Below are 19,287 nucleotides of genomic sequence, written 5' to 3'. Positions count from 1 at the left end.
AACCTGTCGTTGTTGTTATCGTCATTTTGCCAAATGAACCGAGTAGTGTCGGGGCCGGGGATGGTCACGCAGGCCGGCGCTCGCAGAAAATTGCTCCTGCATTTTCTACACACACGCCATCCCTGGCGTAGCTCCATGTCACGACAGCCTGTTGCGCACATCCCTATGCGCGGCTTAGCCCATCCCCGGCCCCTTTGAACACCCTTTATCGTCCTGCCGACTTGATCAGGCTGGTTCGGCGCTTGTTGGCCGCCAGCACGTAGAGAAACTCCAGCGCCAGGGTCGCGCCGGCCAGGGCGGTGATATCGGCGTGGTCGTAGGCGGGATTCACCTCGACCAGGTCCATGCCGACCAGCTCCAGACCGACCAGGCCGCGGATCACCTTGAGGGCGCAGTCAATGGTCAGGCCGCCGCTGACAGGCGTGCCGGTGCCGGGGGCATAGGTGGGGTCCAGGCCGTCGATATCGAAGCTGACGTAGGACTTGCAATCGCCCACCCGGCGACGAATGCGCTCGAGCACAGCGGCGGGTCCATGGTCGTTGACCCAGGCGGCATCGAGCACTTCGAACGGGTGGTTCTGGCGGTCGTAGGTGGTGCGGATACCGATCTGGATAGAGTGGTCCCTGTCGACCAGTCCCTCCTGCACCGCATGGTGGAAGATGGTGCCGTGGTCATATTTCGTGCCGCCTGAATAGGTATCAGTATGGGCGTCGAAATGGATCAGGGCCAGCGGGCCGTGGCGGCGGGCGTAGGCGCGCAGCAGAGGCAGGCTGACGAAATGGTCGCCGCCAAGGCTCAGCATGCGCTTGCCGGCTTCCAGCAGCCGGCCGGCGTGGGTTTCGAGGTTGTCGACCAGGGTCTGGGGCTCGCCGTAGCGGAACGCCAGGTCGCCGGCATCGGCGACCTTCAGGTGGTCGTCGAGGGCGAACTCCCAGGGCCAGCGGATGCCCTCCCAGACCAGATTGGCCGAGGCCTGCCGAATGGCGTTGGGGCCGAGACGGGTGCCGGAGCGACCGGAGCAGGCGAGATCGAAGGGGATGCCGGTGACCACGACCCCGGCGTCTGATGCGCTTTGCGGGTGATAGGCCGGAAATTGCATGAAGGTGGAGGTCTGGGTGGCATAGATGGCGCTGTGCGCTTCGTTGATCTGGGTGCCGTTGCTGCTATTTGCGTCGGACATGAACCTTGCCTCTGGTTGCCTGAGTGATCCGTCCACTCTAGAGGCAGGCTTTCAATTAATAAAATGAATTGAATGGATGGTTCTATTCGTGATACGAATTAAATTTGCAGGGTAGGTTAGCGATGCAGTGGCACCTTCGTTGGAGTCATTGCTGTTTTGTCTGCATCACGTAACCCGCCCTTGAACTGCTTGGTGGGTTACGCAACGCCCAAGCGACGGGGCGACCGGAAACCCCTGACCGGTGCATTGCTAACCCACCCTACGACATAACGCCTAACGCCTAACGCCTAACGCCTAACGCCTAACATGCTTTCCTTACGCCAGTTCGACCTCAACCTGTTGCGGGTCTTCGACACCCTGATCAGCGAATGCCACGTCACCCGGGCGGCGGAGAAGCTCTGCCTGAGCCAGCCGGCGGTGAGTCATGCACTGAAGCGGCTACGCGAGGCACTGGACGATCCGCTCCTGGTCAAGACCGAGGGCGGTCTGCAGCCGACACCGCGGGCGCAGGCGCTGTTGCCGGTCGTGCAGCAGGCGTTGAAACTGATCGATCGGGGATTGTCGCCACCGCCAGCTTTCGATCCGGCGACCAGCCGTCGTCGCTTTGTCATCGCCACCAACGACTATTTCGAGGAAGTCCTGTATCCGCCGTTTCTTGCAGCTCTGCAGTCCCGAGCACCCCAGCTGGAGTTCGAGATCGCGCTGATTACCGAGACTGTTTTGCATCAGGGGCTTGAAAACGGCGATGTCGACCTGGTCGTCGGGCTTGAGTATGGCGCGGAGCTGCCGTCAAGCCTGGTGCAGGAATCCTGGATGTCCGAAGCGCTGGTCTGCCTGGTGGCCGGGGATAACGTCGCTGTGGCTGACCGACTCAGCCTCGACGACTATCTGCGCCAGCCCCATATCGGTGTGTCCCATATCGGTGCCGGCAATCCCGAAGGCGTCGATCAGTGGCTGGCCCGGCAGGGGCTTGCGCGCCGGCTGCTGTCGCGCAATCTCAACTACATGGCGGCGGCACGGGCGGCAGCGCTGACCGATGCCGTGCTGACGCTGCCGCGGCAGATGGCCCTGTTGTTCGTGCAACTGTTGCCGCTGAGACTGGTCGAGCCGCCACCGGGGCTGCCACCGGTGGAGATGTCGCTGATCCACCATCCGCTCTATGCCCGGGATGGGGCTATTCTGTGGCTGCGGGAGCAGTTGCAGGCCTTCGGAACCTGACGGGAGACTCGTCTATGGGATTCAGTATCGAGCAGTTGCAGGCCTTCGTCGCGGCCGCAGAGCAGGGCTCCTTTTCGGCTGCCGCCCGGTGTCTGGGTAAGGCGCAGTCGGTGATCAGTGTGGCGGTGCAGAACCTCGAGATCGACTGCGGCGTCGAACTGTTCGATCGCAGCAGCCGCGCGCCAGTGCTGACCGAGCATGGACGAGCGTTGTTGCGCGATGCCCGGGCGATCCTGCAGCGCTGCGAGCAGATGCATGCCAGCGCCGCCGCGCTGGGGCAGGGTGTCGAGACCCGGCTCTGTCTGGCGATCGACGCCGCCATCGCGCTCGAGTCGCTGGCGCCGCAGCTGATCGACTTCGAGCAGGCTTTCCCCCACCTCGAGCTGGAACTGCTCAATCCGACCAGCCAGGACGTCGCCCAGCTGGTCAGCAGCGGCCGTGCCGATCTCGGCGTGATGTTCGAACAGGAGTTCTATCCCCGCGGTTTCAATTTCACCGGTATCGATCATGTCGAGGTCATCGCCGTAGCGGGGCCCGGCCACCCGCTGGCCGCCGTCCCCGAAATCCAGCTCGCGGACCTCGAGCAGTACCGTCAGCTGGTGCCGACCACGCGCAGTCCCGGCCTCGGCCGTCAACCGGTACTCGGCGGCGGGCACTGCTGGCGACTCGAGAGCCAGTACGGCATCCTCGCACTGCTGCGCGCCGGCTTCGGCTGGGCCTATCTGCCGCGCTCCTTCGTACAGGAAGCCCTGGCCAGTGGCCAGGCGATCCAATTGCAACTGGCGTTCCAGCAGGTCGATATCCAGGCCGGCATCGACCTGATCTGGCGCCGCGACCGCGCCCCGGGCCCCGCCGGCCGCTGGCTGATCGAGCGCCTCTCCTCCCAACTGTAGGCGCGGCGTACCCACAGGGCACTTCCCCGCCGCGAACCGCAAGTGGTAGGTGTAAGCGGTAGTGATGGTGCGCTTCGCTTACCGGCACCCTACGCCTCACGTCCTCACGTCCTCACGTCCTCACGTCCTCACACCCTCACGACTCAGACGCCTGTCTCTGCATGGATCACTGCGGGTCATCATAAAACTTTTAGTTGAATAAAGTTTTTTAGTGAAGTAAATATAGGCATGTCTTATAACAATAAACAGGTGGTCTTATGTCGTTCCGATCTATCTTCGCAGGTCTCCTGCTTGTTCCGCTGGCGCTGCTGGCCCAGACCGAGGCACAGGCTCAGGAGAAGGTGCGCATCGGTGTTGCGGTGTCATGGCCGGGTTACGCCTTCTACGAGCTGGCGAGAGTCAAGAACCTGGCGCCGGACTATGCCCTCGATATCACCATTTACGAAGATCCGCTGACCGGTCACAACCAGCTGGCCGCCGGCAACATCGACATCTTCGTCTCGACGCTGGACTACGCGCCGGTTGCCATCGAATACGGGCTGCCGATCGTCAGCGTCGCCTACAGCAACCCGTCCTACGGCGTCGACCAGGTGGTACTGGCACCGGGCGTCAGCGCCGACACCATCCGGGGCCGGAAAGTGGCGGCGCCCGAAGCCTTTATCGGGCAGATCATGGTCGGTTACTGGCTCGAGCAGAACGGCGTCAGGCCGGAGGAGGTCGACTGGGTCAACCTGAACGCCGATTCCGGAGTCGGGCCGATGATTTCGGGCGACCTCGCCGCCGCCTACATGTACGAACCCTACACCTCCCGGCTGACCGGGGCGCTCGAGGGCACCCGTATCGTGGCCGACACCGCGCAGGAGGACTTCAGGAAGCTGGGCCTGTTCGGCGATGCCATCTTCATGAATGTCGACTTCATCAAGAAGCGTCGCCAGGCCGCGCTGGATATGCTCAAGGCCCGCTGGGATGCGGTCCGGTACTGGCATGACAATACCGCGGACGTGAACGCTCTCTGGGCCGATTACCTGCAGTGGCCGGTCGAGGACATCGAAGCCGTCACCGGTACTAATGGCAAGTACTTCCTCGGCGGCATCTACATGTTCGATTTCGACGAGGCCGCACAGTTCTGCGGCGCCATTCCAGGCGAGCCGCCCTTCGGCCGCAACGGCGGTTTCGCCGATGCCGTGGCCACCACCAATGACTGGTGGGTCAAGCTCGGTGTGCTGAAAGAACGGCATGACCCGGCCAGGGGCTTCGATTGTTCGCTGATCGCCGAGCTGGCAGAAGGCGGGTATCGCCAGTCGCTGCAGGCGCGGCCCTGATAAAGGAGTTGTCCGATGAAAACTGAAAGACAGTCAGGCATCATGGCGGCGCACATGACGCTCGATGGCGGCCATGCGGTGCCCGGGGCGGCGGGTGGCGGCCGCAAACGCCGGTCGCCATGGTTCCAGTACCGCAAGTCCGTATCGACGCCGGCGGCGATCGCACTCGGAATCAGTGCCTGGGTCATCTTCTTCGGTCTCTGGGAACTGGCGGTTCCGATGGGCTGGGTCTCGGAGCTGCTGATGCCGGGGCCGCAGCAGGTGCTGGCGGCGCTCTACGACATGATCGTCAACCGGGGCTTTCTCAACGATGTCGGCATCTCGATCTACCGGGTGCTGTTGAGCTTCGCGGCGGCCTGCCTGTTCGCGGTGCCGCTGGGCATCCTGATGGGCGCCTTCAGCTCGGTGGCGGCCTTCTTCAATCCCTTCGTCTCGGCATGGCGCTATCTGCCGGCCCCGTCCTTCATCCCGATCCTGCTGATGTGGTTCGGTACCGGTGAGGCACCGAAGCTGGCGCTGCTGTTCGTCGGCGTCGTCTGGTTCCTGGTGACGCTGGTGATGGACCATACCCGGGGCGTGCGCGGCGAGCTGATCGAGACTGCGCAGACCCTGGGCGGCAATCGCCGGCAGATTCTGCGCACCGTCGTCATACCCGCGGTGATGCCGCAGGTCGTGACCGCGATGCGGCAGATGCTGGCGGTCAGCTGGACCTACCTGGTCATTGCCGAGATCGTGGCGTCGACCAACGGTATCGGCGCGGTGATGATGCGGGCCAAGCGCTTCATACACACCGATGAGATCATCGCCGGCATCGTCGTCATTGGCATCCTGGGGCTGCTGTTCGACTACCTGCTGCGCAAGGCCCACCGCCTGTTATTCCCCTACCTCGAGGAGCATGGCCGATGAATTCACAAGCCAACGTCAAACTCTCGGTGCGCAATATCGGCAAGCACTTCAGCCTGCGCAACGGGGAGCGGATCCAGGCCGTCACCGGTGCCTCCTTCGAGGTGTTCGAAAACGAGTTCTGCATTCTGCTCGGGCCGAGCGGCTGCGGCAAATCGACGGTTCTGCGCATGATCGCCGGCCTCGAGGAGCCCAGCGACGGCAGCCTCCGCCTCGACAACCGCGCCATTCACGGGCCGGATCGCGAGCGCGGCATGGTGTTCCAGAGCTACACCTCCTTCGACTGGCTGACGGTCGAGCAGAATGTCGAGTACGGCATGAAGCTCAATGGCGTGCCCAGGGCCGAGCGCCTCGAGCGGGCCCGGCATTTCATCGAGCTGGTGAAGCTGGGCAAGTTCCGCGATGTCTATCCCAAGCAGCTGTCGGGCGGAATGAAGCAGCGCGTCGCCATCGCCCGCACGCTCGCCAACCAGCCGAGCCTGCTGCTGATGGACGAGCCCTTCGGCGCCCTCGATGCCGAAACCCGCTGGAACATGCAGGAGCTGATGGTCTCGATCATGGAATCGACCCGGACGACGGTGGTGATGGTGACCCACGACATCGAGGAGGCCCTGTTCCTGGGCGACCGCATCGTGTTCTTCTCGAGCCATCCCGGGCAGGTGCTGGAAAACAGCCAGCCGGACTTCAAGCAGGGCCGGCGCATCGCCCGCAAGGAGGAGATCTTCGATCTTGAGGGCTACGCCGAAGCCGAACAGCACATCATGCGCCTGATGCGTCAGCAGGGCACAGAAGCCGCACTGGCCTGAGGAGCTGCGATCATGACAAAACGCTATCAGATGGCCGAGATGACGTCGCCGGAGTTTGCCGCGCGGGTCGCGGCCGGGGCACCGGTCATCGTACCCACAGGTACCACCGAACAGCACGGCGCCCATCTGCCGCTGGGCGTCGACTTCCTGCTGCCGCAGGCGATTGCGCTGGACGTGGCCCGGGCCACCGACGCCATCGTCGCGCCGCCGCTGACGTTCGGCTACAAGTCGATGCCGCGCTCGGGCGGCGGGCCCTTTTTCCCGGCACCATCGGCCTCGACGGCATGACCCTGAGCCATCTCGTGCGGGATCTGATCCGCGAGCTGGCACGCCACGGCGTGCGCCGGATCTGCCTGCTGGACGGCCACTACGAGAATCTCTGGTTTCTCAACGAAGGCGTCGATCTGGCCTACCGCGAGCTGCGGGACAGCGATATCCGCATCCTGGTACTGCAGCACTGGGAGTTCATCACCGAAGCGACGCTGGAGACGGTCTTCCCGGACGGCTTCCCGGGGATCGAACTGGAACACGCCGCGGTGCTGGAGACATCGCTGATGATGCACTACTACCCGGAGCTGGTCCGCGAATCGCTGATTCCCGACAACCCGCCTGCCGACAGCGGCCCCTACGACGTCTGGCCGCCGCACCGCGAATGGGTGCCCGACAGCGGAGCGTTGGTCTCGGCGAAGGCGGCCAGCGCGGACAAGGGCCGTCTGCTGGCGGAACAGGTGGGCGGTGATATCGGTCGCGCACTGCAACGCGAATTCGCCATCTGAAGGGGGAAGAGGGTATGACGCAGATTACTTTCGATTTCAGCGGCAAAACGGTGCTGGTGACCGGTGCCTCCCGGGGCATCGGCCTGGGTGTGGCGCGGGGCTTCGCCCGGGCGGGGGCCGACCTGCATATCGTCGGTGCCGGCGAAGGCGTATTCGAAACGGAGCAGATGCTGCAGGCGCAGGCCGGTGGCCAGGTCACGGCGCACCGTTGCGACATCACCGACCGCCAGGGCGTCCGGGATATGGTCGGTGCCATCCCGCGCATCGATGTGCTGGTCAACAATGCCGGTTTCGAGCAGCCGACACCGATGCTCGAAGCCGGCGAGGAGGTCGAGGAGCGGTTTCGCCGCATCATCGACACCAACGTCATGGGTACCTATTTCGTCACCCGCGAAGCGCTGCCGCGAATGCCGGCCGGTGCCCGCATCATCATCACCTCGAGCATCTGGGGGCAGACGGCGGTTGCCGGGTTTTCCGCCTACTGCGCCTCCAAGCATGCCAATATCGGCTTCATGCGCAGTCTGGCCCAGGAACTCGGTCCGCGGGGGATCAACGTCAACGCAGTCTGTCCCGGCTGGGTCAAAACCGATGCGGCGATGCATTCGCTCAGACGAATGTCGCAGGAGCGGGGCGTCGACGAAGCCCGGCTGCTGGACGAAATACTCGAGGGCCAGGCGCTCGGCGGCCTGATGGAGCCGGATGACATGGCCTCGACCTATCTGTTTCTGGCGTCGGACGGTGCCGCCAATATCACCGGCCAGACCCTCAATGTCGATCGCGGGGAGGTGATGGGATGAGCCGGCAACTCGAAGGCAAGCTGGCGCTGGTCACCGGCGGTTCGCGCGGCATCGGCCTGGCCATCGTCAGGGCGTTCGCGGCCGAAGGGGCGCGGGTCGTCTTCAGCTACCGCAGCGGCGCGCGGGAGTCGAGCGAGGCCGTCGCTGCGCTTCGCGCCGAAGGCGGCGATGTTCACGCCTTTCAGGCGGATGTGGCCAATGAGGTGGAGGTGCTGGCGCTGTTCCGGGAGGTCGACCGTCTCGGCGAGCTGGACATCCTGGTCAACAATGCCGGCGTGATCCAGGAAAAGCCGTTGCTGGAGACGTCGGCCGCGGACTTCGACTGGGTCATGGGCGTCAACGTCCGGGGACAGTTTCTCTGCGGCCGCGAGGCGCTCAGGCGCATGGCCGGTCGCGGAGGCCGCCTGATCAACATGACGTCGGACCTCAGCTACAGCGGCCGCGAGGATTTCTCCCCCTACTGCGCCTCCAAGGCGGCGGTCAATGCGCTGACCAGGTCCTGGGCGCGGGAGTTCGCGCCACAGGTGCTGGTCAACGGCATCGCGCCGGGTCCCATCGATACCGATATGCTGGACGTCGAGCATATGACGCCGGAGTGGCGTCGCAAGGAGGAGGCGCTGACGGTCCTGAAGCGGATCGGCCGGCCCGAAGAGGTGGCGTCGCTCGCCGTCTTTCTGGCCGGGCCCGGCAGCAGCTACCTGACCGGTCAGATCGTCGGTCCCAACGGCGGATCGGTGATGCCCTGAGTCGGCCTGGCACGTGAATGCCGATCGGCCCCCGTGTGGTTGCGACTGCACGGGGGCCTTGTCTATTGTGGCGGACAGGAGGTCCCGCCTCTTGCGGGTCTTAGCTGTCTATCCGCTCGAGTTGCGCCATCACAAAGGCGATGTCGCGCCGCGTCAGGCTGTCCCGGCGGCTTTCGCTGCAGGCCGGGTCGATGATGTATTCCATGAAACGGGCATTGTGGACGTTGTAGAGCACTTCGGCCGCCGTCAGGTGGTCGTCGCTCTGCAGCCTGTCGAACCTGTGGTCGAGGTCTTCCAGCAACGCCGCCAGTAGCCGGATCAGCTCGGCATCGAGTGAACGGTAGACCTGTCCGAACTGAGAATCGCCCTCGATCACCGAGATGGCGATGACATGGCGCCAGAGTTCGCGGTCCAGATACGAAAAGGCATGTTCGTTGACGGTGCCGAAAAAGGCGCAGACGGCGGTCAACGGCTCCTCCGGCGGCGCCTGCATGACCTTCTGGATCTTGCCGATCAGCACCGAGTCGCTTTCGGTGACCAGGGCCAGCAGCACGCCGCCCTTGGTGCGATAGTGGTTGTAGATGGTGACCGCCGAAACACCGGCCGTTTCGGCAATGTTCTCGATGGACGTGGACTCGTATCCCCGCTGCTGAAAGTGCTCGCGTGCGCTGGCCAGGATATCCATCTGCCGGCTTCTCTTCTGCCTTTCGCGCAACCCGCTCATCTCGACCTCGCCTTTCACTGATACTTCATCCCGGCAGCCGGCACTGGCGTGCGTCGGCCAACTGACATGACCGCCTTTCGGTCGGCTGAAACAAGCCGGGATATCTGTCGGAGATTCTACCACTTTGGGCGCCGTTCGGGGCACCATCTTCCGGTCAGATCGGGGCGGGGAGCGAGTGGCGGGCCGCACCTTTCAGGGGCGGCCCGGGAGGAGAGGATTAATCGGCGAACGTCTCGGCCAGCAGGCAAAGCATTTCGAACAGCAGGGTGGCGCCGTTGAGGGCGGTGGTGCCGGACGGGTCCAGTGGCGGCGAGATCTCCACCAGGTCGCCGCCGACGAAGTTCAGGCCGCGCAGTGCGCGCAGCAGGCGCTGGGCCTCGCGCATGGTGATGCCGCCGGCCTCGGGGGTCCCGGTACCGGGCGCGAAGACAGGGTCCAGGCCGTCGATATCGAAGGTCAGATAGACCGGGCTGTCGCCGACGATGCGCCGGGCCTCCCCGGCAACGGCCTGCCAGCCCAGATCCTCGAACTCCTCGATGGTGATGACTCTCATCTGCCTGTCGCGGGAGTAGTGCAGACCGTCGGCAAAATTCTGGCCGCCCCTGATGCCGATCTGAACCGTTTTCGTCGGATCGATGAGGCCCTCCTCGGTGGCGAGACGGAAAGGCGCGCCGTGATGAAACTTGGAACCCTGGTATGCGGGCCAGGTATCGGTGTGGGAGTCGATATGAATCACGGCGAGGGGTGTCCTGTGACGGCGCGCCAGCGCCCGAAGGATCGGATAGCTTACCGAATGGTCGCCACCGATTCCCAGCGGCATCACGCCGGCCTCGGCGATGGCGGCATAATATCTCTCGATGTCCAGGATAGCTTCGTTCAGGTTGAAGACGTTGGCAAAGCGCACGTCCCCGAGATCGCCGATGCGGGCGAGCCGGAAAGGCTCGATGCCGGTGGCGACATTGATGGCCCGCATCAGGGTGGACTGATTGCGCACTTCCTGGGGCCGCTGCGCGCGCCCGTGCGGCAGGTGAGGCCGCCATCGAACGGAATGCCGATCAGGCCGATGTCCACCTGGCTCAGGTCGTTGACCCGGGGTGCCCGCATGAAGGTCGCGATCTCGCTGTAACGCGGACTCTGGATCGGCTGGTAACTCTCGCCGAGGATATCCCGGGTCTGGTAAAAGGATTCGATTGAAGGTTTCGCAGTGGTCATGGCTATACTCCCGGGTGCTCGCGCTTTTGACTGAGTCTGCGCTTTCTATTACGTTTGATAAATACGATCTTAATGAAGTTAGGTTGTGAATTTATTGAACAAAATGGGAGCTGTCCGATGCACCGGTTGGGCGATGTCGATATCCGCCTGTTGAGGGTGTTCAAGTCGGTCGTCGAGTGCGGCGGCTTTTCGGCGGCGGAGGTCGAGCTCAATATCGGTCGTTCGGCGATCAGCACCCATATGGCCGATCTGGAGCAGCGACTGGGTATGCGACTCTGCGACCGCGGGCGCAGTGGTTTCGCGCTGACCGAGCATGGCCGCAAGGCCTATGAACAGACGCTGATCCTGCTGGCCGCGCTGGAAAGCTTCCGTACCCGGATGAGTGCCTGCCGGGACACCCTGGTCGGCGACCTGAACCTGGGCGTCGCCGACAGTACTCTGACCGATCCGGGAGCCCGGCTGCCGCAGATAGTGGACAGCTTCCGGGCCCGAGGACCCGAGGTCTATATCGGCCTCCAGGTTGCCTCGCCGAACGAACTCGAGCGTGCCGTGCTCGACGGGCGGCTGCACCGGCGATCGTGCCTGTCCATCACCGCTTGCCGGGCCTCGACTACCGGCCGCTGTACCGGGAACGCTCCTTTCTCTATTGCAGCACGGCCCATCCGCTGTTCGACATTGCCGAGGACAGGCTCGATCTGGACGCCCTGGCCCGCCACGATTTCGTGATGCCCGGCTATACCCAGAGTCCGCAGGTGCGCGAGCTATACCGTCCGCTGCATGCAGCGGCGACGGCCTATCAGATGGAAGGACTCGCGACCCTGGTCCTGTCGGGGCGCTATATCGGCTTTCTGCCGGATCACTATGCCGAGGTCTGGATCGGGAACAGGGAGATGCGGCCATTGCTGGCGCAGCGGATGCACTTCGTCACCGAATTCGCCGCCATCAGGCGCAAGGGCGCCGGATCGCATCCGGTGCTGGACGCTTTCGTCGAGGAGATGACGCGCGCCTACCGGTAAGCAGTAAATGGTAAGCGGAAGCGATGGTGCGGTGCGCTTCGCTTCACTGTAAACCGCTCCTGCGTTTACAGCATTTCCGCGGGGCGGCCTTCCGCCGTCCGTGGCGGTCACCGGCACCCTACGCCTCACGCCTCACGCCTCACGCTTTACGACTCACGCTTTACGCCCTCCGACCCATTGCCGAACCGGCCTCGGCCCTGTTAAATGGGAGAGCCGTTCACGCTTTCCGGATAAGGAACCGTCTGAAATCATGCAACGACTCGCCTTCTGCCTCGCCGCGTTACTGGCGCTGACCAGCCTGCCTGCCCAGGCCGTGGTCGGCCCCCTCGATCTGACCCAGAGTGCCAGCGGCTATTTCGTGCTGGCCATCTTCGCCTTCGCCTATCTGCTGGTGATCAGCGAGGAACGCCTCAATCTGCGCAAGTCCAAACCGGTGCTGGTCGGGGCCACCATCATCTGGTCGGTGATCGGCTGGGTCTACATCGACCGCGGCATGCCGGGCCTGGTGGAGGAGGCGTACAAGGAGACCCTGCTGGAGTTCTCGGAGCTGATGCTCTTCCTGCTGGTGGCGATGACCTATATCAACGCCCTCGAGGAGCGGCGGGTCTTCGACGCCCTGCGGGCCTGGATGGTGCGGCGACAATTCAGTTACCGCACGCTGTTCTGGCTCACCGGGATCCTGGCGTTCTTCATTTCGCCGGTGGCCGACAACCTGACCACGGCACTGCTGATGTGCGCGGTGGTGATGAAGGTGGCCGAGGACGATCCGCGCTTCGTCAACCTCTGCTGCATCAACATCGTGGTGGCGGCCAATGCCGGCGGCGCCTTCAGCCCGTTCGGCGACATCACCACGCTGATGGTCTGGCAGGCGGGCATCGTGCCGTTCGAAGGCTTCTTCGCGTTGCTGGTCCCGTCGATGGTCAATTTCCTGGTGCCGGCGTCGCTGATGAGCCTGGCGATCCGCAACCGCGTCCCCAGCGCCGTCAACGAAGAGGTGGAGATGAAAAGGGGCGCGCGACGCATCATGCTGCTGTTCCTGGCGTCGATCCTGACCGCCGTCAGCTGCCACATGGTGCTGCATCTGCCGCCGGTGCTGGGAATGATGGCCGGGCTCGGTTACCTGCAGTTCTTCGGCTATTTCCTGCGCATGACGCTGCCGCGCTCGCTCGCGCGCAAGCGCCGCCTGGCCGAGGCCCAGGGCAACCAGGAGCGGCTCAGGGCGCTGGGCAGCGTGGTGCCCTTCGATGTCTTCAGCCGGGTGGCGCGGGCCGAGTGGGACACGCTGCTGTTCTTCTATGGCGTCATCATGTGTGTCGGCGGGCTCGGCTACATGGGCTATCTGGCGGTGATGTCGGACCTGCTCTATACACAGTGGGGCGCCAGCCATGCCAATATCGCCCTGGGCGTGATCTCGGCGGTGATTGACAACATCCCGGTGATGTTCGCGGTGCTGACGATGGAGCCGCAGATGTCCGAGGGGCACTGGCTGCTGATCACCCTGACCGCCGGTGTCGGCGGCAGCCTGCTGTCGATTGGTTCGGCCGCCGGCGTCGCGCTGATGGGGCAGGCTCGTGGCGTCTACACCTTCTTCGGTCACCTGCGCTGGGCGCCGGCCGTGGCGCTGGGCTACGTCGCCAGTATCGCGACCCATTTCTGGGTCAATGCGGGGTTGTTTTGATACGGGTGAGTGGCGAGTCGTAGGTCAGGCTGAGGCCGAAGTCCAATAATCGTTCGTTACGCGTTACGCGTTACGCGTCACCCGACTTGAGAGGTTACCGCTTCGGCGAGGTGGCGAGCAGGGTATCGTAGAACTCCCGTACCCGGGCGGCGAAGCGCTCGATCGAGTGCTCTGCTGCCAGTGCCTGCGCCTCGCGGGCCATCGTCTGGCGCAATGCTTCGTCCTCCAGCAGCTGTAGCACCCGTTCGCTCCACTGTTCGATGTTTTCCGCGGTCTTGAAGCCGTTGCCGCCCTGGCACACGACATCGTCGATGCCGCTGGCGCGCACCGCCACCACCGGCAGCCCCGCCGCCATCGCCTCGAGAATCACCATGCCCTGGGTTTCGGATTTGGAGGCGAAGGCGAAGAGGTCGCCGAGACGGTAATACAGGGCGATCTCGTCGGGCGGCACGGCGCCGAGCAAGACGATATGGCGATCCAGCTGCAGCGCCTCGATACGCGTCTGCAACCGTTTGCGCTGGTGGCCATCGCCGATGATCAGCAGCCGGAAGGGCAGGCTCGTACGCCGGTGCAGGCAATCGATGGCGTCGATCAAAAAATCGATGTTCTTTTCGTTGGAGAGGCGCGAGACGCTGATCAGCACCCGCTCGTCAGCCAGTCCCAGCGATGTTTTCAGGCGCCGGACAGCCCTGGCGTCGTACCGGCGCAGGTGCTCGACGTCGATGCCGGTGGGCTGGATCAGGATCGGTGTACGGACACCGATCAGGCGCAGGTATTCTTCCGCGGACCAGGTGGGCACGATGACGCCGTTGCAGCGGTTGGCGAAGCGGCGGATCAGCGCATGGGAGATCAGGTTGCGGAACAGGATGCCCGGCAGTGGCACGAAATGGGCATAGTGCTCGAGCCGGGTGTGATAGGTGAAGACCGCCGGCACGCCCAGGCGGCGCGCGAGCCAAAGCCCGAGGGAGCCGAGCCAGAAGGGGTGATGCAGGTGGATCAGGTCGGGGGCGAAGGCCCGGACGTCACGACGGATGCGGCGCAGGAAGACGTTCGCCAGGCGAAACTCGCGCCGGACGCCCAGCGTCAGCAGCGTCGGGACCCGGATCACGCCGGGCTCCGGCGCCGGCTGCTCGCGGTAGCCCGGCGCGACGATCAGCACCGCATTGCCGAGCGCCTCGAGTCCGCGTCGCAACCGCTCGATCGACAGCGGCACGCCACCGATGAAGGGCAGGTAGTTGTTGCTGAACATCGCCACTTTCAGCGGCCGCTGCGACCAGGGTGTCAGGTCCAGATCGTAGTCGGGATAGTAGTCGCGATCCGTGAACACCAGCGCATGCAGCTTGATCGCCGCCAGCGCCAGCAGGCTGGTGATCAGGATGAAATTCAAATAGCCGACATAGATCAGCGAATAAATAAACAGCCAGAGGCTTTCCAGCTGCCGCCACAGCGCCGGCTGGCTGCCCTCGAGCGGCTGCAGCGCGACCTCCAGCCCCTGGGGTGAAACCGAAACCTGCAGGTAGTGGTAGAAACTCTTGTCGCGGTCGAGTACCAGGCCGCCGCCGCCCCCGGTGGTGAAAAAGCGGGTGCCATCGAGCGGCCGTTCGGCATAGAGCGGCAGCTGGGCTGAAAAGACGGCGTCGATCCGGTGTTGGCGGATCAGCCTCAGCAGCGCCTCCCTGAAGGCGGCGGGCTGCAGCAGATCCTCGCCGTCGATCTTCGCCTGTGGTGGCGGCAGTGGTGGATGGGAGACGAAGAGGAAGCGGCGGGCGGCATCGCTGCGCTGGAGCAGGTCCTGCAGCCAGAGCAACTGCCAGCGCCAGGGCGTCTTGCCGCTGCTGTCGAGGAAGATGAAGCGGCTGTTGCCGGCGCGGAAACTGAAGAAATGCGGGCCGAAGTGCTCGTAGTAGCGGTAGCTGCCGAACTCCTCGTACTCCCGTTCGCCGAAGGTCAGCAGGTAGGGCACCTCCAGGTGGCCGAGGCTGCCGAACAGCGCCCGGTAGTTGTCCTCGCCGCCACCGCTGACGGCATTGCCGGATGACACCAGGAAATCGACGCCGGAGGCGTTCAGCCGGGGGATGATGCGGTGCTCGAAGATGCCGATCGAGTTGCGGATATTGCCGACGACGGCGAAACTGAACTGCTGACGGTCCTGCAGCCGCTGCTGGATACGCTCGATCTGGGTACTGTGCTCGGCTTCGAAGTCCGGCAGGAAGAAGTTCAGATACGCCTTGTAGCCCAGCAGCAGGCAGACGATCAGTACGCAGCTGTAAAAGAGTGCCTTGAGGGGCCGGAGTCTCATAACGGGCCTGTCGGTAACGGCGTCGGGGGCCAGGATTAAGGATAGCCGTTGCAACGCCGGCTCCTCTCTGCGCGTCCCTGCCGCAACGACGGGTATCCTGTCGGCCCAGCCCCGGCGATGCCGTCCGAACGTGTGACGATTTGCGACTATGCTGTCTAACAGAGTAGGCAGATTCCTGTTTGAGTGCAGGTTCGACTGAACTGCCGCTTTCGTGATGAACGCCGGAGACGCAAGTGCGAAGCTTGACGGGGGTTCCGATATCGCCAGGTTATGCCGAGGGCATAGCGGTCATTCTGGACCTGGCGCAAACCTCGGACATTCCGCAATATTCCATCGATTTTAATGAGGTCGATCGTGAAATCGCTCGTTTTCACGACGCTCTCGAACGTTCCTGCGACGAGCTGGGACAACTCGAGCAGCGTGTGCTCGACGAGCTCGGGCATACGCAGTCGTCGATTTTCTCCGCTCATCTGGCGCTGCTGCGCGACCGCCAGTTCAGCGACAAGGTGAAGCAGCGCATCAGCGATGACCTGGTCAATGTCGAGCAGGCGCTGGACGGCGAGATCAGCGATCTGGCGCGTCTGCTGGCCTCGGTCGAGAACGAATACATGCGCGAGCGGGCGCTGGATCTGCGCGATGTCGGCAAGCGGGTGCTGCGCCAGCTGGCGCACGAGGACAGCCCGCGCCTCGCAGCGCTGCCGTCCGGGTCTGTGATCGTCGCCCGCGAGCTGCTGCCGTCGGAAGCCATCGACCTCGACCGACGGCACCTGGCGGGGATCGTCACCGAAGCCGGCGGTGTAAACAGCCATGCCGCCATCCTGGCCCGGGCGCTCGGCATTCCTGCGGTGACAGCGGTGACCGATGCCTGCACCCTGATAGAGTCCGGCAGCCGGCTGCTGGTCGACGGCGTGGCCGGACAGGTGACGCTGATGCCGAGTACCGGCGCGCTGAAAGACTTCTCCGGCCGCAAGCAGCGCTACGAGCGCCATGCCGCGACCGAAGCCAGTGCCGAGCAGCTGGACTGCGTGACCCTCGACGGTACGCCGATAAAGCTGCTGGCGAACATCAATCGCCAGGACGAGGCGGCCCTGGTCGCCCGCCACTATCTCCACGGCGTCGGGCTTTTTCGTACCGAGTGCCTCTACCTGGATGCGCCGACACCGCCGGAGTCCGATCGGCAACTGGAGGTCTATCGCCAGCTGGTTGCTGCGCTGGAGGGGCGGTCGCTGGTCATTCGCACGCTGGATCTGGGTGGCGACAAGCTGCCGGCCTTTATCTCGCGCCGTCGTGAATCCAACCCCAACCTCGGATTGCGTGGACTGCGTTTTTCGCTGGCCGAACCCGAGCTGTTCTCGGCGCAGTTGCAGGCGATCGCCAGGGTTGCCGGCAGCGGCGATGTCAGCGTGCTGTTCCCGATGGTGCTGGGTCCGAGTGACCTGCGTCAGGGAATTGAACTGCTGCGGCGCGAGTCCGAGGCAGCCGGTCTCGACCGGCTGCCACCGGTCGGCGCCATGATCGAAACCCCGTCGGCGCTGTTCGCGCTGCCCGAGATCCTGGCGCTCGTCGATTTCATCAGCATCGGTACCAATGACCTGACACAGCTGATGCTGGCCGCCGACCGCAATGCCACGGAGCTGCTGGAAACCTCGTCGGTACTGCATCCGTCGGTGCTGCGCGCAATCCGTCAGGTTGTGCGCGCCTGTGACGAAGCCGATCGTGAGATCTGTGTCTGCGGCGAGGCGGCCGGGGAGGCCGCTATCGCCAGCCTGCTGGTGGGGTTGGGGGTGCGCCGGCTGAGCATGAGTCCGGTGCGCTCGGCGTCGGTGCGCTACCGGCTGCGCCGCCACCGGCTGAGCGACCTCGAGGACCTGGCCGAACGGTCGCTGGCGGCCGACAGCGCGGAGCAGGTTGCGCAATTGCTGGACGCCCTCCGGCCCGGGGCCTGAGGCGGTCTCATACTCACCTGAGGCTGTCTCAAACTCAACAGTCACGCCTCAGTCGTGAAACGAAGGGCGGCGGCAGTGTCAGCAGGGGGTTGATCTCGACGCCCGGTACCGGCCGCAGGAAAAAGTAGCCCTGGGCGAGCTGACAGCCTTCGTCGCGCAGGAACAATGCCTGTTCGCGGGTTTCGACGCCTTCGGCGACGACATTGAGTTTCAGGCGTTCGGCCAGTGCGATGATTGCCCGCACAATGGCGATATCGTCGAGATCCAGCGGCAGGTCGTCGACGAAGCTCTTGTCGATCTTCAGCGCATTGACCGGGAAGCGTTTCAGGTAGCTCAGGCTCGAGTAGCCGGTGCCAAAGTCATCGAGTGAGATCGAGACGCCGAGGTCGCGCAGTTTCTTCAGGGTTTTGAGCGTGCTGTCCGGGTCCTGCATCAAGGCGGTTTCGGTGATCTCGAGTTCAAGACGTTCGGGGTTCAGCTGGTGGTGCTCGATGACTCGCTGGGCAATGTCGGCGAAATTGCGTTGGCGGAACTGGAACGCCGATATATTCACCGCCAGGTTCGGGGTCGAGCCGAGCTCCGCCGCCTGCCACTTTTCGAGCTGGCGGCACGCCTCGCCCAGTACCCACTGGCCGATCGGCAGGATCTGCCCGGTTTCTTCGGCGACCGGGATGAAAACGTCCGGGGCGACGGGACCACGACTCGGGTGTCGCCAGCGAATCAGCGCTTCGAGGCCGGTCACCCGACCGGTGGCGAGATCTACCTGTGGCTGGTAGCAGAGGCTGAATGCCTGGTTTTCTACCGCCATTTGCAGCTCACGCTCCAGACTCAGGCGCCGCTGCAGCTGTGCGAGGATCTCAGGTCTGAAGAAGCGGCAGCCGCCGCCGTCCTGTCGTGCCCTCTGCATCGCCATGGTGGCATTTCGGAGCAGCTCGTCGCCCTGCTCTCCGTCTGCCGGAAAAACGCTGACGCCGATACTGGCCTGAACCTGCAGCGTGTAGCCGTGCAGCGTAACCGGTTCGGTCAGCGCCGCCAGAAGCTGGCGCAGGGCCTGGACCAGTTCGCTTTTCAGCAGCAGCCCCGGCAGAATCATCCCGAACTCGTCGCCGGAGAGGCGGGCAATCAAGTCCTCGGCCCGGGCGTGGCGAATCAGGCGTCGCGCCACCTGCTTGAGCAGCGCATCGCCGGCATTCTGGCCAAGACTGCTGTTGATATCGCGAAAGCGCACCAGGTTCAGGTGCACCAGACCGACCATCATGCCGACGCGGCGCGCCTGCTCGAGGGTCTGCTCGAGGCGATGGATGAAGAGGGCTCGATTGGGCAGGGCAGTCAGTTCGTCGTAGTTGGCGAGAAACTGAATTCGCCGCTCGGCCGCGCGCCGCTGGCGCCGGGTCTCCGACTCCCGCAGCTCCCGCGGAATAACGGCCGACAGCCGCCGCAGGTTGCCCTTGAGGATATAGTCCTGGGCGCCCGACTTCACGGCCTCGACGGCACGCTCCTCGCCGATGGTGCCGGAGACGAAAATGAAGGGCAGGTCCGGATCCTTCTGGCGCACCAGCTGCAGGGCCTTGCGTCCGTCAAAGGCGGGCATGGTGAAATCGGAGAAGACCATCTGCCAGGGCTCCTGCAAGGCTTCGAGCAGGTTCTTTTCGTTATCGACGCAGCGATAATCGGTGTCGTAACCGTTGCGCTGCAGTTCGCGCAGCAGCAGCTGAGCATCGTCCTCCATATCCTCGATGATCAGCGCCTTGAGCGGTGTTCTATCCATGAT

At 64.1% G+C, this 19,287-nt stretch carries 19 protein-coding genes; 13 read left to right on the top strand and 6 right to left on the bottom strand.

Annotation, left to right across the window (positions count from 1 at the left end):
* Nucleotides 1–205: 205 nt before the first annotated feature.
* Complete coding sequence (gene speB / locus ACFQDL_RS03520; RefSeq protein ID WP_379907843.1) at nucleotides 206–1,180, bottom strand: agmatinase; 975 nt, start codon at nucleotides 1,178–1,180, stop codon at nucleotides 206–208.
* A gap of 306 nt (nucleotides 1,181–1,486) precedes the next feature.
* On the opposite strand from speB, the gene ACFQDL_RS03515 reads away from it, so the two are divergent.
* From ACFQDL_RS03515 to ACFQDL_RS03475, 9 genes are all read left to right on the top strand, one after another.
* Nucleotides 1,487–2,398: a LysR family transcriptional regulator gene (locus tag ACFQDL_RS03515; protein WP_379907842.1), complete on the top strand. Its 912-nt coding sequence runs from the start codon at nucleotides 1,487–1,489 to the stop codon at nucleotides 2,396–2,398.
* A gap of 14 nt (nucleotides 2,399–2,412) precedes the next feature.
* Nucleotides 2,413–3,291: a LysR family transcriptional regulator gene (locus ACFQDL_RS03510; protein ID WP_379907841.1), complete on the top strand. Its 879-nt coding sequence runs from the start codon at nucleotides 2,413–2,415 to the stop codon at nucleotides 3,289–3,291.
* A gap of 257 nt (nucleotides 3,292–3,548) precedes the next feature.
* A complete protein-coding gene (locus ACFQDL_RS03505) occupies nucleotides 3,549–4,613 on the top strand; it encodes an ABC transporter substrate-binding protein (protein WP_379907840.1) in 1,065 nt (354 codons plus the stop codon).
* Nucleotides 4,614–4,628: 15 nt separating this feature from the next.
* Nucleotides 4,629–5,519, top strand: coding sequence for an ABC transporter permease (locus ACFQDL_RS03500; RefSeq protein WP_379907839.1), 891 nt, complete (start codon nucleotides 4,629–4,631; stop codon nucleotides 5,517–5,519).
* A complete protein-coding gene (locus tag ACFQDL_RS03495) occupies nucleotides 5,516–6,322 on the top strand; it encodes an ABC transporter ATP-binding protein (RefSeq protein WP_379907838.1) in 807 nt (268 codons plus the stop codon). Before ACFQDL_RS03500 ends, ACFQDL_RS03495 begins: the two co-directional genes overlap by 4 nt.
* Nucleotides 6,323–6,334: 12 nt before the next feature.
* Nucleotides 6,335–6,610 carry a creatininase family protein gene (locus ACFQDL_RS03490; protein ID WP_379907837.1) on the top strand — a complete coding sequence of 92 codons (276 nt, stop codon included), beginning with the start codon at nucleotides 6,335–6,337 and terminating at the stop codon, nucleotides 6,608–6,610.
* The gene (locus tag ACFQDL_RS03485) at nucleotides 6,607–7,098 is read left to right on the top strand and encodes a creatininase family protein (protein ID WP_379907836.1); all 492 of its coding nucleotides are present in this window, start codon (nucleotides 6,607–6,609) and stop codon (nucleotides 7,096–7,098) included. The genes ACFQDL_RS03490 and ACFQDL_RS03485 overlap by 4 nt, the downstream gene beginning before the upstream one ends.
* Nucleotides 7,099–7,112: 14 nt before the next feature.
* Entirely contained in the window at nucleotides 7,113–7,895 is a 783-nt protein-coding gene (locus ACFQDL_RS03480) for an SDR family NAD(P)-dependent oxidoreductase (protein WP_379907835.1), read from the top strand.
* On the top strand, nucleotides 7,892–8,641 hold the full coding sequence (locus ACFQDL_RS03475) for an SDR family NAD(P)-dependent oxidoreductase (protein ID WP_379907834.1): 750 nt from the start codon (nucleotides 7,892–7,894) through the stop codon (nucleotides 8,639–8,641). The genes ACFQDL_RS03480 and ACFQDL_RS03475 overlap by 4 nt, the downstream gene beginning before the upstream one ends.
* A gap of 100 nt (nucleotides 8,642–8,741) precedes the next feature.
* Here ACFQDL_RS03475 and ACFQDL_RS03470 read toward each other — a convergent pair whose 3' ends face one another.
* The 3 genes from ACFQDL_RS03470 to ACFQDL_RS03460 all read right to left on the bottom strand — a co-directional run bounded on the left by ACFQDL_RS03470 (nucleotide 8,742) and on the right by ACFQDL_RS03460 (nucleotide 10,577).
* On the bottom strand, nucleotides 8,742–9,383 hold the full coding sequence (locus ACFQDL_RS03470; RefSeq protein ID WP_379907833.1) for a TetR/AcrR family transcriptional regulator: 642 nt from the start codon (nucleotides 9,381–9,383) through the stop codon (nucleotides 8,742–8,744).
* Between the two features lie 199 nt (nucleotides 9,384–9,582).
* On the bottom strand, nucleotides 9,583–10,359 hold the full coding sequence (locus ACFQDL_RS03465) for an agmatinase (RefSeq protein ID WP_379907832.1): 777 nt from the start codon (nucleotides 10,357–10,359) through the stop codon (nucleotides 9,583–9,585).
* Nucleotides 10,338–10,577: a hypothetical protein gene (locus tag ACFQDL_RS03460; protein ID WP_379907831.1), complete on the bottom strand. Its 240-nt coding sequence runs from the start codon at nucleotides 10,575–10,577 to the stop codon at nucleotides 10,338–10,340. Before ACFQDL_RS03460 ends, ACFQDL_RS03465 begins: the two co-directional genes overlap by 22 nt.
* Nucleotides 10,578–10,694: 117 nt before the next feature.
* Between ACFQDL_RS03460 and ACFQDL_RS03455 the strand changes: the two genes are divergently transcribed.
* The 3 genes from ACFQDL_RS03455 to nhaD all read left to right on the top strand — a co-directional run bounded on the left by ACFQDL_RS03455 (nucleotide 10,695) and on the right by nhaD (nucleotide 13,271).
* Complete coding sequence (locus ACFQDL_RS03455) at nucleotides 10,695–11,303, top strand: LysR family transcriptional regulator (RefSeq protein WP_379907830.1); 609 nt, start codon at nucleotides 10,695–10,697, stop codon at nucleotides 11,301–11,303.
* Nucleotides 11,198–11,593, top strand: coding sequence for a substrate-binding domain-containing protein (locus tag ACFQDL_RS03450; RefSeq protein WP_379912841.1), 396 nt, complete (start codon nucleotides 11,198–11,200; stop codon nucleotides 11,591–11,593). Before ACFQDL_RS03455 ends, ACFQDL_RS03450 begins: the two co-directional genes overlap by 106 nt.
* Before the next feature lie 250 nt (nucleotides 11,594–11,843).
* Entirely contained in the window at nucleotides 11,844–13,271 is a 1,428-nt protein-coding gene (nhaD, locus tag ACFQDL_RS03445) for a sodium:proton antiporter NhaD (protein WP_379907829.1), read from the top strand.
* Between the two features lie 94 nt (nucleotides 13,272–13,365).
* Here nhaD and ACFQDL_RS03440 read toward each other — a convergent pair whose 3' ends face one another.
* Nucleotides 13,366–15,570 (bottom strand): glycosyltransferase, encoded by a 2,205-nt coding sequence (locus tag ACFQDL_RS03440; protein ID WP_379907828.1) that lies wholly within the window; start codon nucleotides 15,568–15,570, stop codon nucleotides 13,366–13,368.
* Between the two features lie 233 nt (nucleotides 15,571–15,803).
* Here ACFQDL_RS03440 and ptsP point away from each other — a divergent pair, with 233 nt between their 5' ends.
* Nucleotides 15,804–17,516, top strand: coding sequence for a phosphoenolpyruvate--protein phosphotransferase (ptsP, locus tag ACFQDL_RS03435; protein WP_379907827.1), 1,713 nt, complete (start codon nucleotides 15,804–15,806; stop codon nucleotides 17,514–17,516).
* A 34-nt stretch (nucleotides 17,517–17,550) separates the two neighbouring features.
* Here ptsP and ACFQDL_RS03430 read toward each other — a convergent pair whose 3' ends face one another.
* Nucleotides 17,551–19,284 (bottom strand): putative bifunctional diguanylate cyclase/phosphodiesterase, encoded by a 1,734-nt coding sequence (locus ACFQDL_RS03430; RefSeq protein ID WP_379907826.1) that lies wholly within the window; start codon nucleotides 19,282–19,284, stop codon nucleotides 17,551–17,553.
* Between the last annotated feature and the right edge of the window lie 3 nt (nucleotides 19,285–19,287).

This window comes from Marinobacterium aestuariivivens (genome assembly GCF_042661465.1).
GTDB classification, from domain to species: Bacteria; Pseudomonadota; Gammaproteobacteria; order Pseudomonadales; family Balneatricaceae; genus Marinobacterium_A; species Marinobacterium_A aestuariivivens.
Note: the sequence above shows the minus strand (reverse complement) of the source record. Positions and strands in the feature narration are given on the sequence as shown.

What these genes read in the sequence shown, in the direction of transcription:
- nhaD (WP_379907829.1), top strand. Translation starts at nt 11,844, where the DNA reads ATGCAACGACTCGCCTTCTGCCTCGCCGCGTTACTGGCGCTGACCAGC.
- ACFQDL_RS03430 (WP_379907826.1), bottom strand. Translation starts at nt 19,284, where the DNA reads ATGGATAGAACACCGCTCAAGGCGCTGATCATCGAGGATATGGAGGAC.
- ACFQDL_RS03490 (WP_379907837.1), top strand. Translation starts at nt 6,335, where the DNA reads ATGACAAAACGCTATCAGATGGCCGAGATGACGTCGCCGGAGTTTGCC.
- ACFQDL_RS03460 (WP_379907831.1), bottom strand. Translation starts at nt 10,577, where the DNA reads ATGACCACTGCGAAACCTTCAATCGAATCCTTTTACCAGACCCGGGAT.
- ACFQDL_RS03515 (WP_379907842.1), top strand. Translation starts at nt 1,487, where the DNA reads ATGCTTTCCTTACGCCAGTTCGACCTCAACCTGTTGCGGGTCTTCGAC.
- ACFQDL_RS03440 (WP_379907828.1), bottom strand. Translation starts at nt 15,570, where the DNA reads ATGAGACTCCGGCCCCTCAAGGCACTCTTTTACAGCTGCGTACTGATC.
- ACFQDL_RS03455 (WP_379907830.1), top strand. Translation starts at nt 10,695, where the DNA reads ATGCACCGGTTGGGCGATGTCGATATCCGCCTGTTGAGGGTGTTCAAG.
- ACFQDL_RS03480 (WP_379907835.1), top strand. Translation starts at nt 7,113, where the DNA reads ATGACGCAGATTACTTTCGATTTCAGCGGCAAAACGGTGCTGGTGACC.
- ACFQDL_RS03495 (WP_379907838.1), top strand. Translation starts at nt 5,516, where the DNA reads ATGAATTCACAAGCCAACGTCAAACTCTCGGTGCGCAATATCGGCAAG.
- ACFQDL_RS03485 (WP_379907836.1), top strand. Translation starts at nt 6,607, where the DNA reads ATGACCCTGAGCCATCTCGTGCGGGATCTGATCCGCGAGCTGGCACGC.
- ACFQDL_RS03475 (WP_379907834.1), top strand. Translation starts at nt 7,892, where the DNA reads ATGAGCCGGCAACTCGAAGGCAAGCTGGCGCTGGTCACCGGCGGTTCG.
- ACFQDL_RS03510 (WP_379907841.1), top strand. Translation starts at nt 2,413, where the DNA reads ATGGGATTCAGTATCGAGCAGTTGCAGGCCTTCGTCGCGGCCGCAGAG.
- ACFQDL_RS03500 (WP_379907839.1), top strand. Translation starts at nt 4,629, where the DNA reads ATGAAAACTGAAAGACAGTCAGGCATCATGGCGGCGCACATGACGCTC.
- ACFQDL_RS03505 (WP_379907840.1), top strand. Translation starts at nt 3,549, where the DNA reads ATGTCGTTCCGATCTATCTTCGCAGGTCTCCTGCTTGTTCCGCTGGCG.
- speB (WP_379907843.1), bottom strand. Translation starts at nt 1,180, where the DNA reads ATGTCCGACGCAAATAGCAGCAACGGCACCCAGATCAACGAAGCGCAC.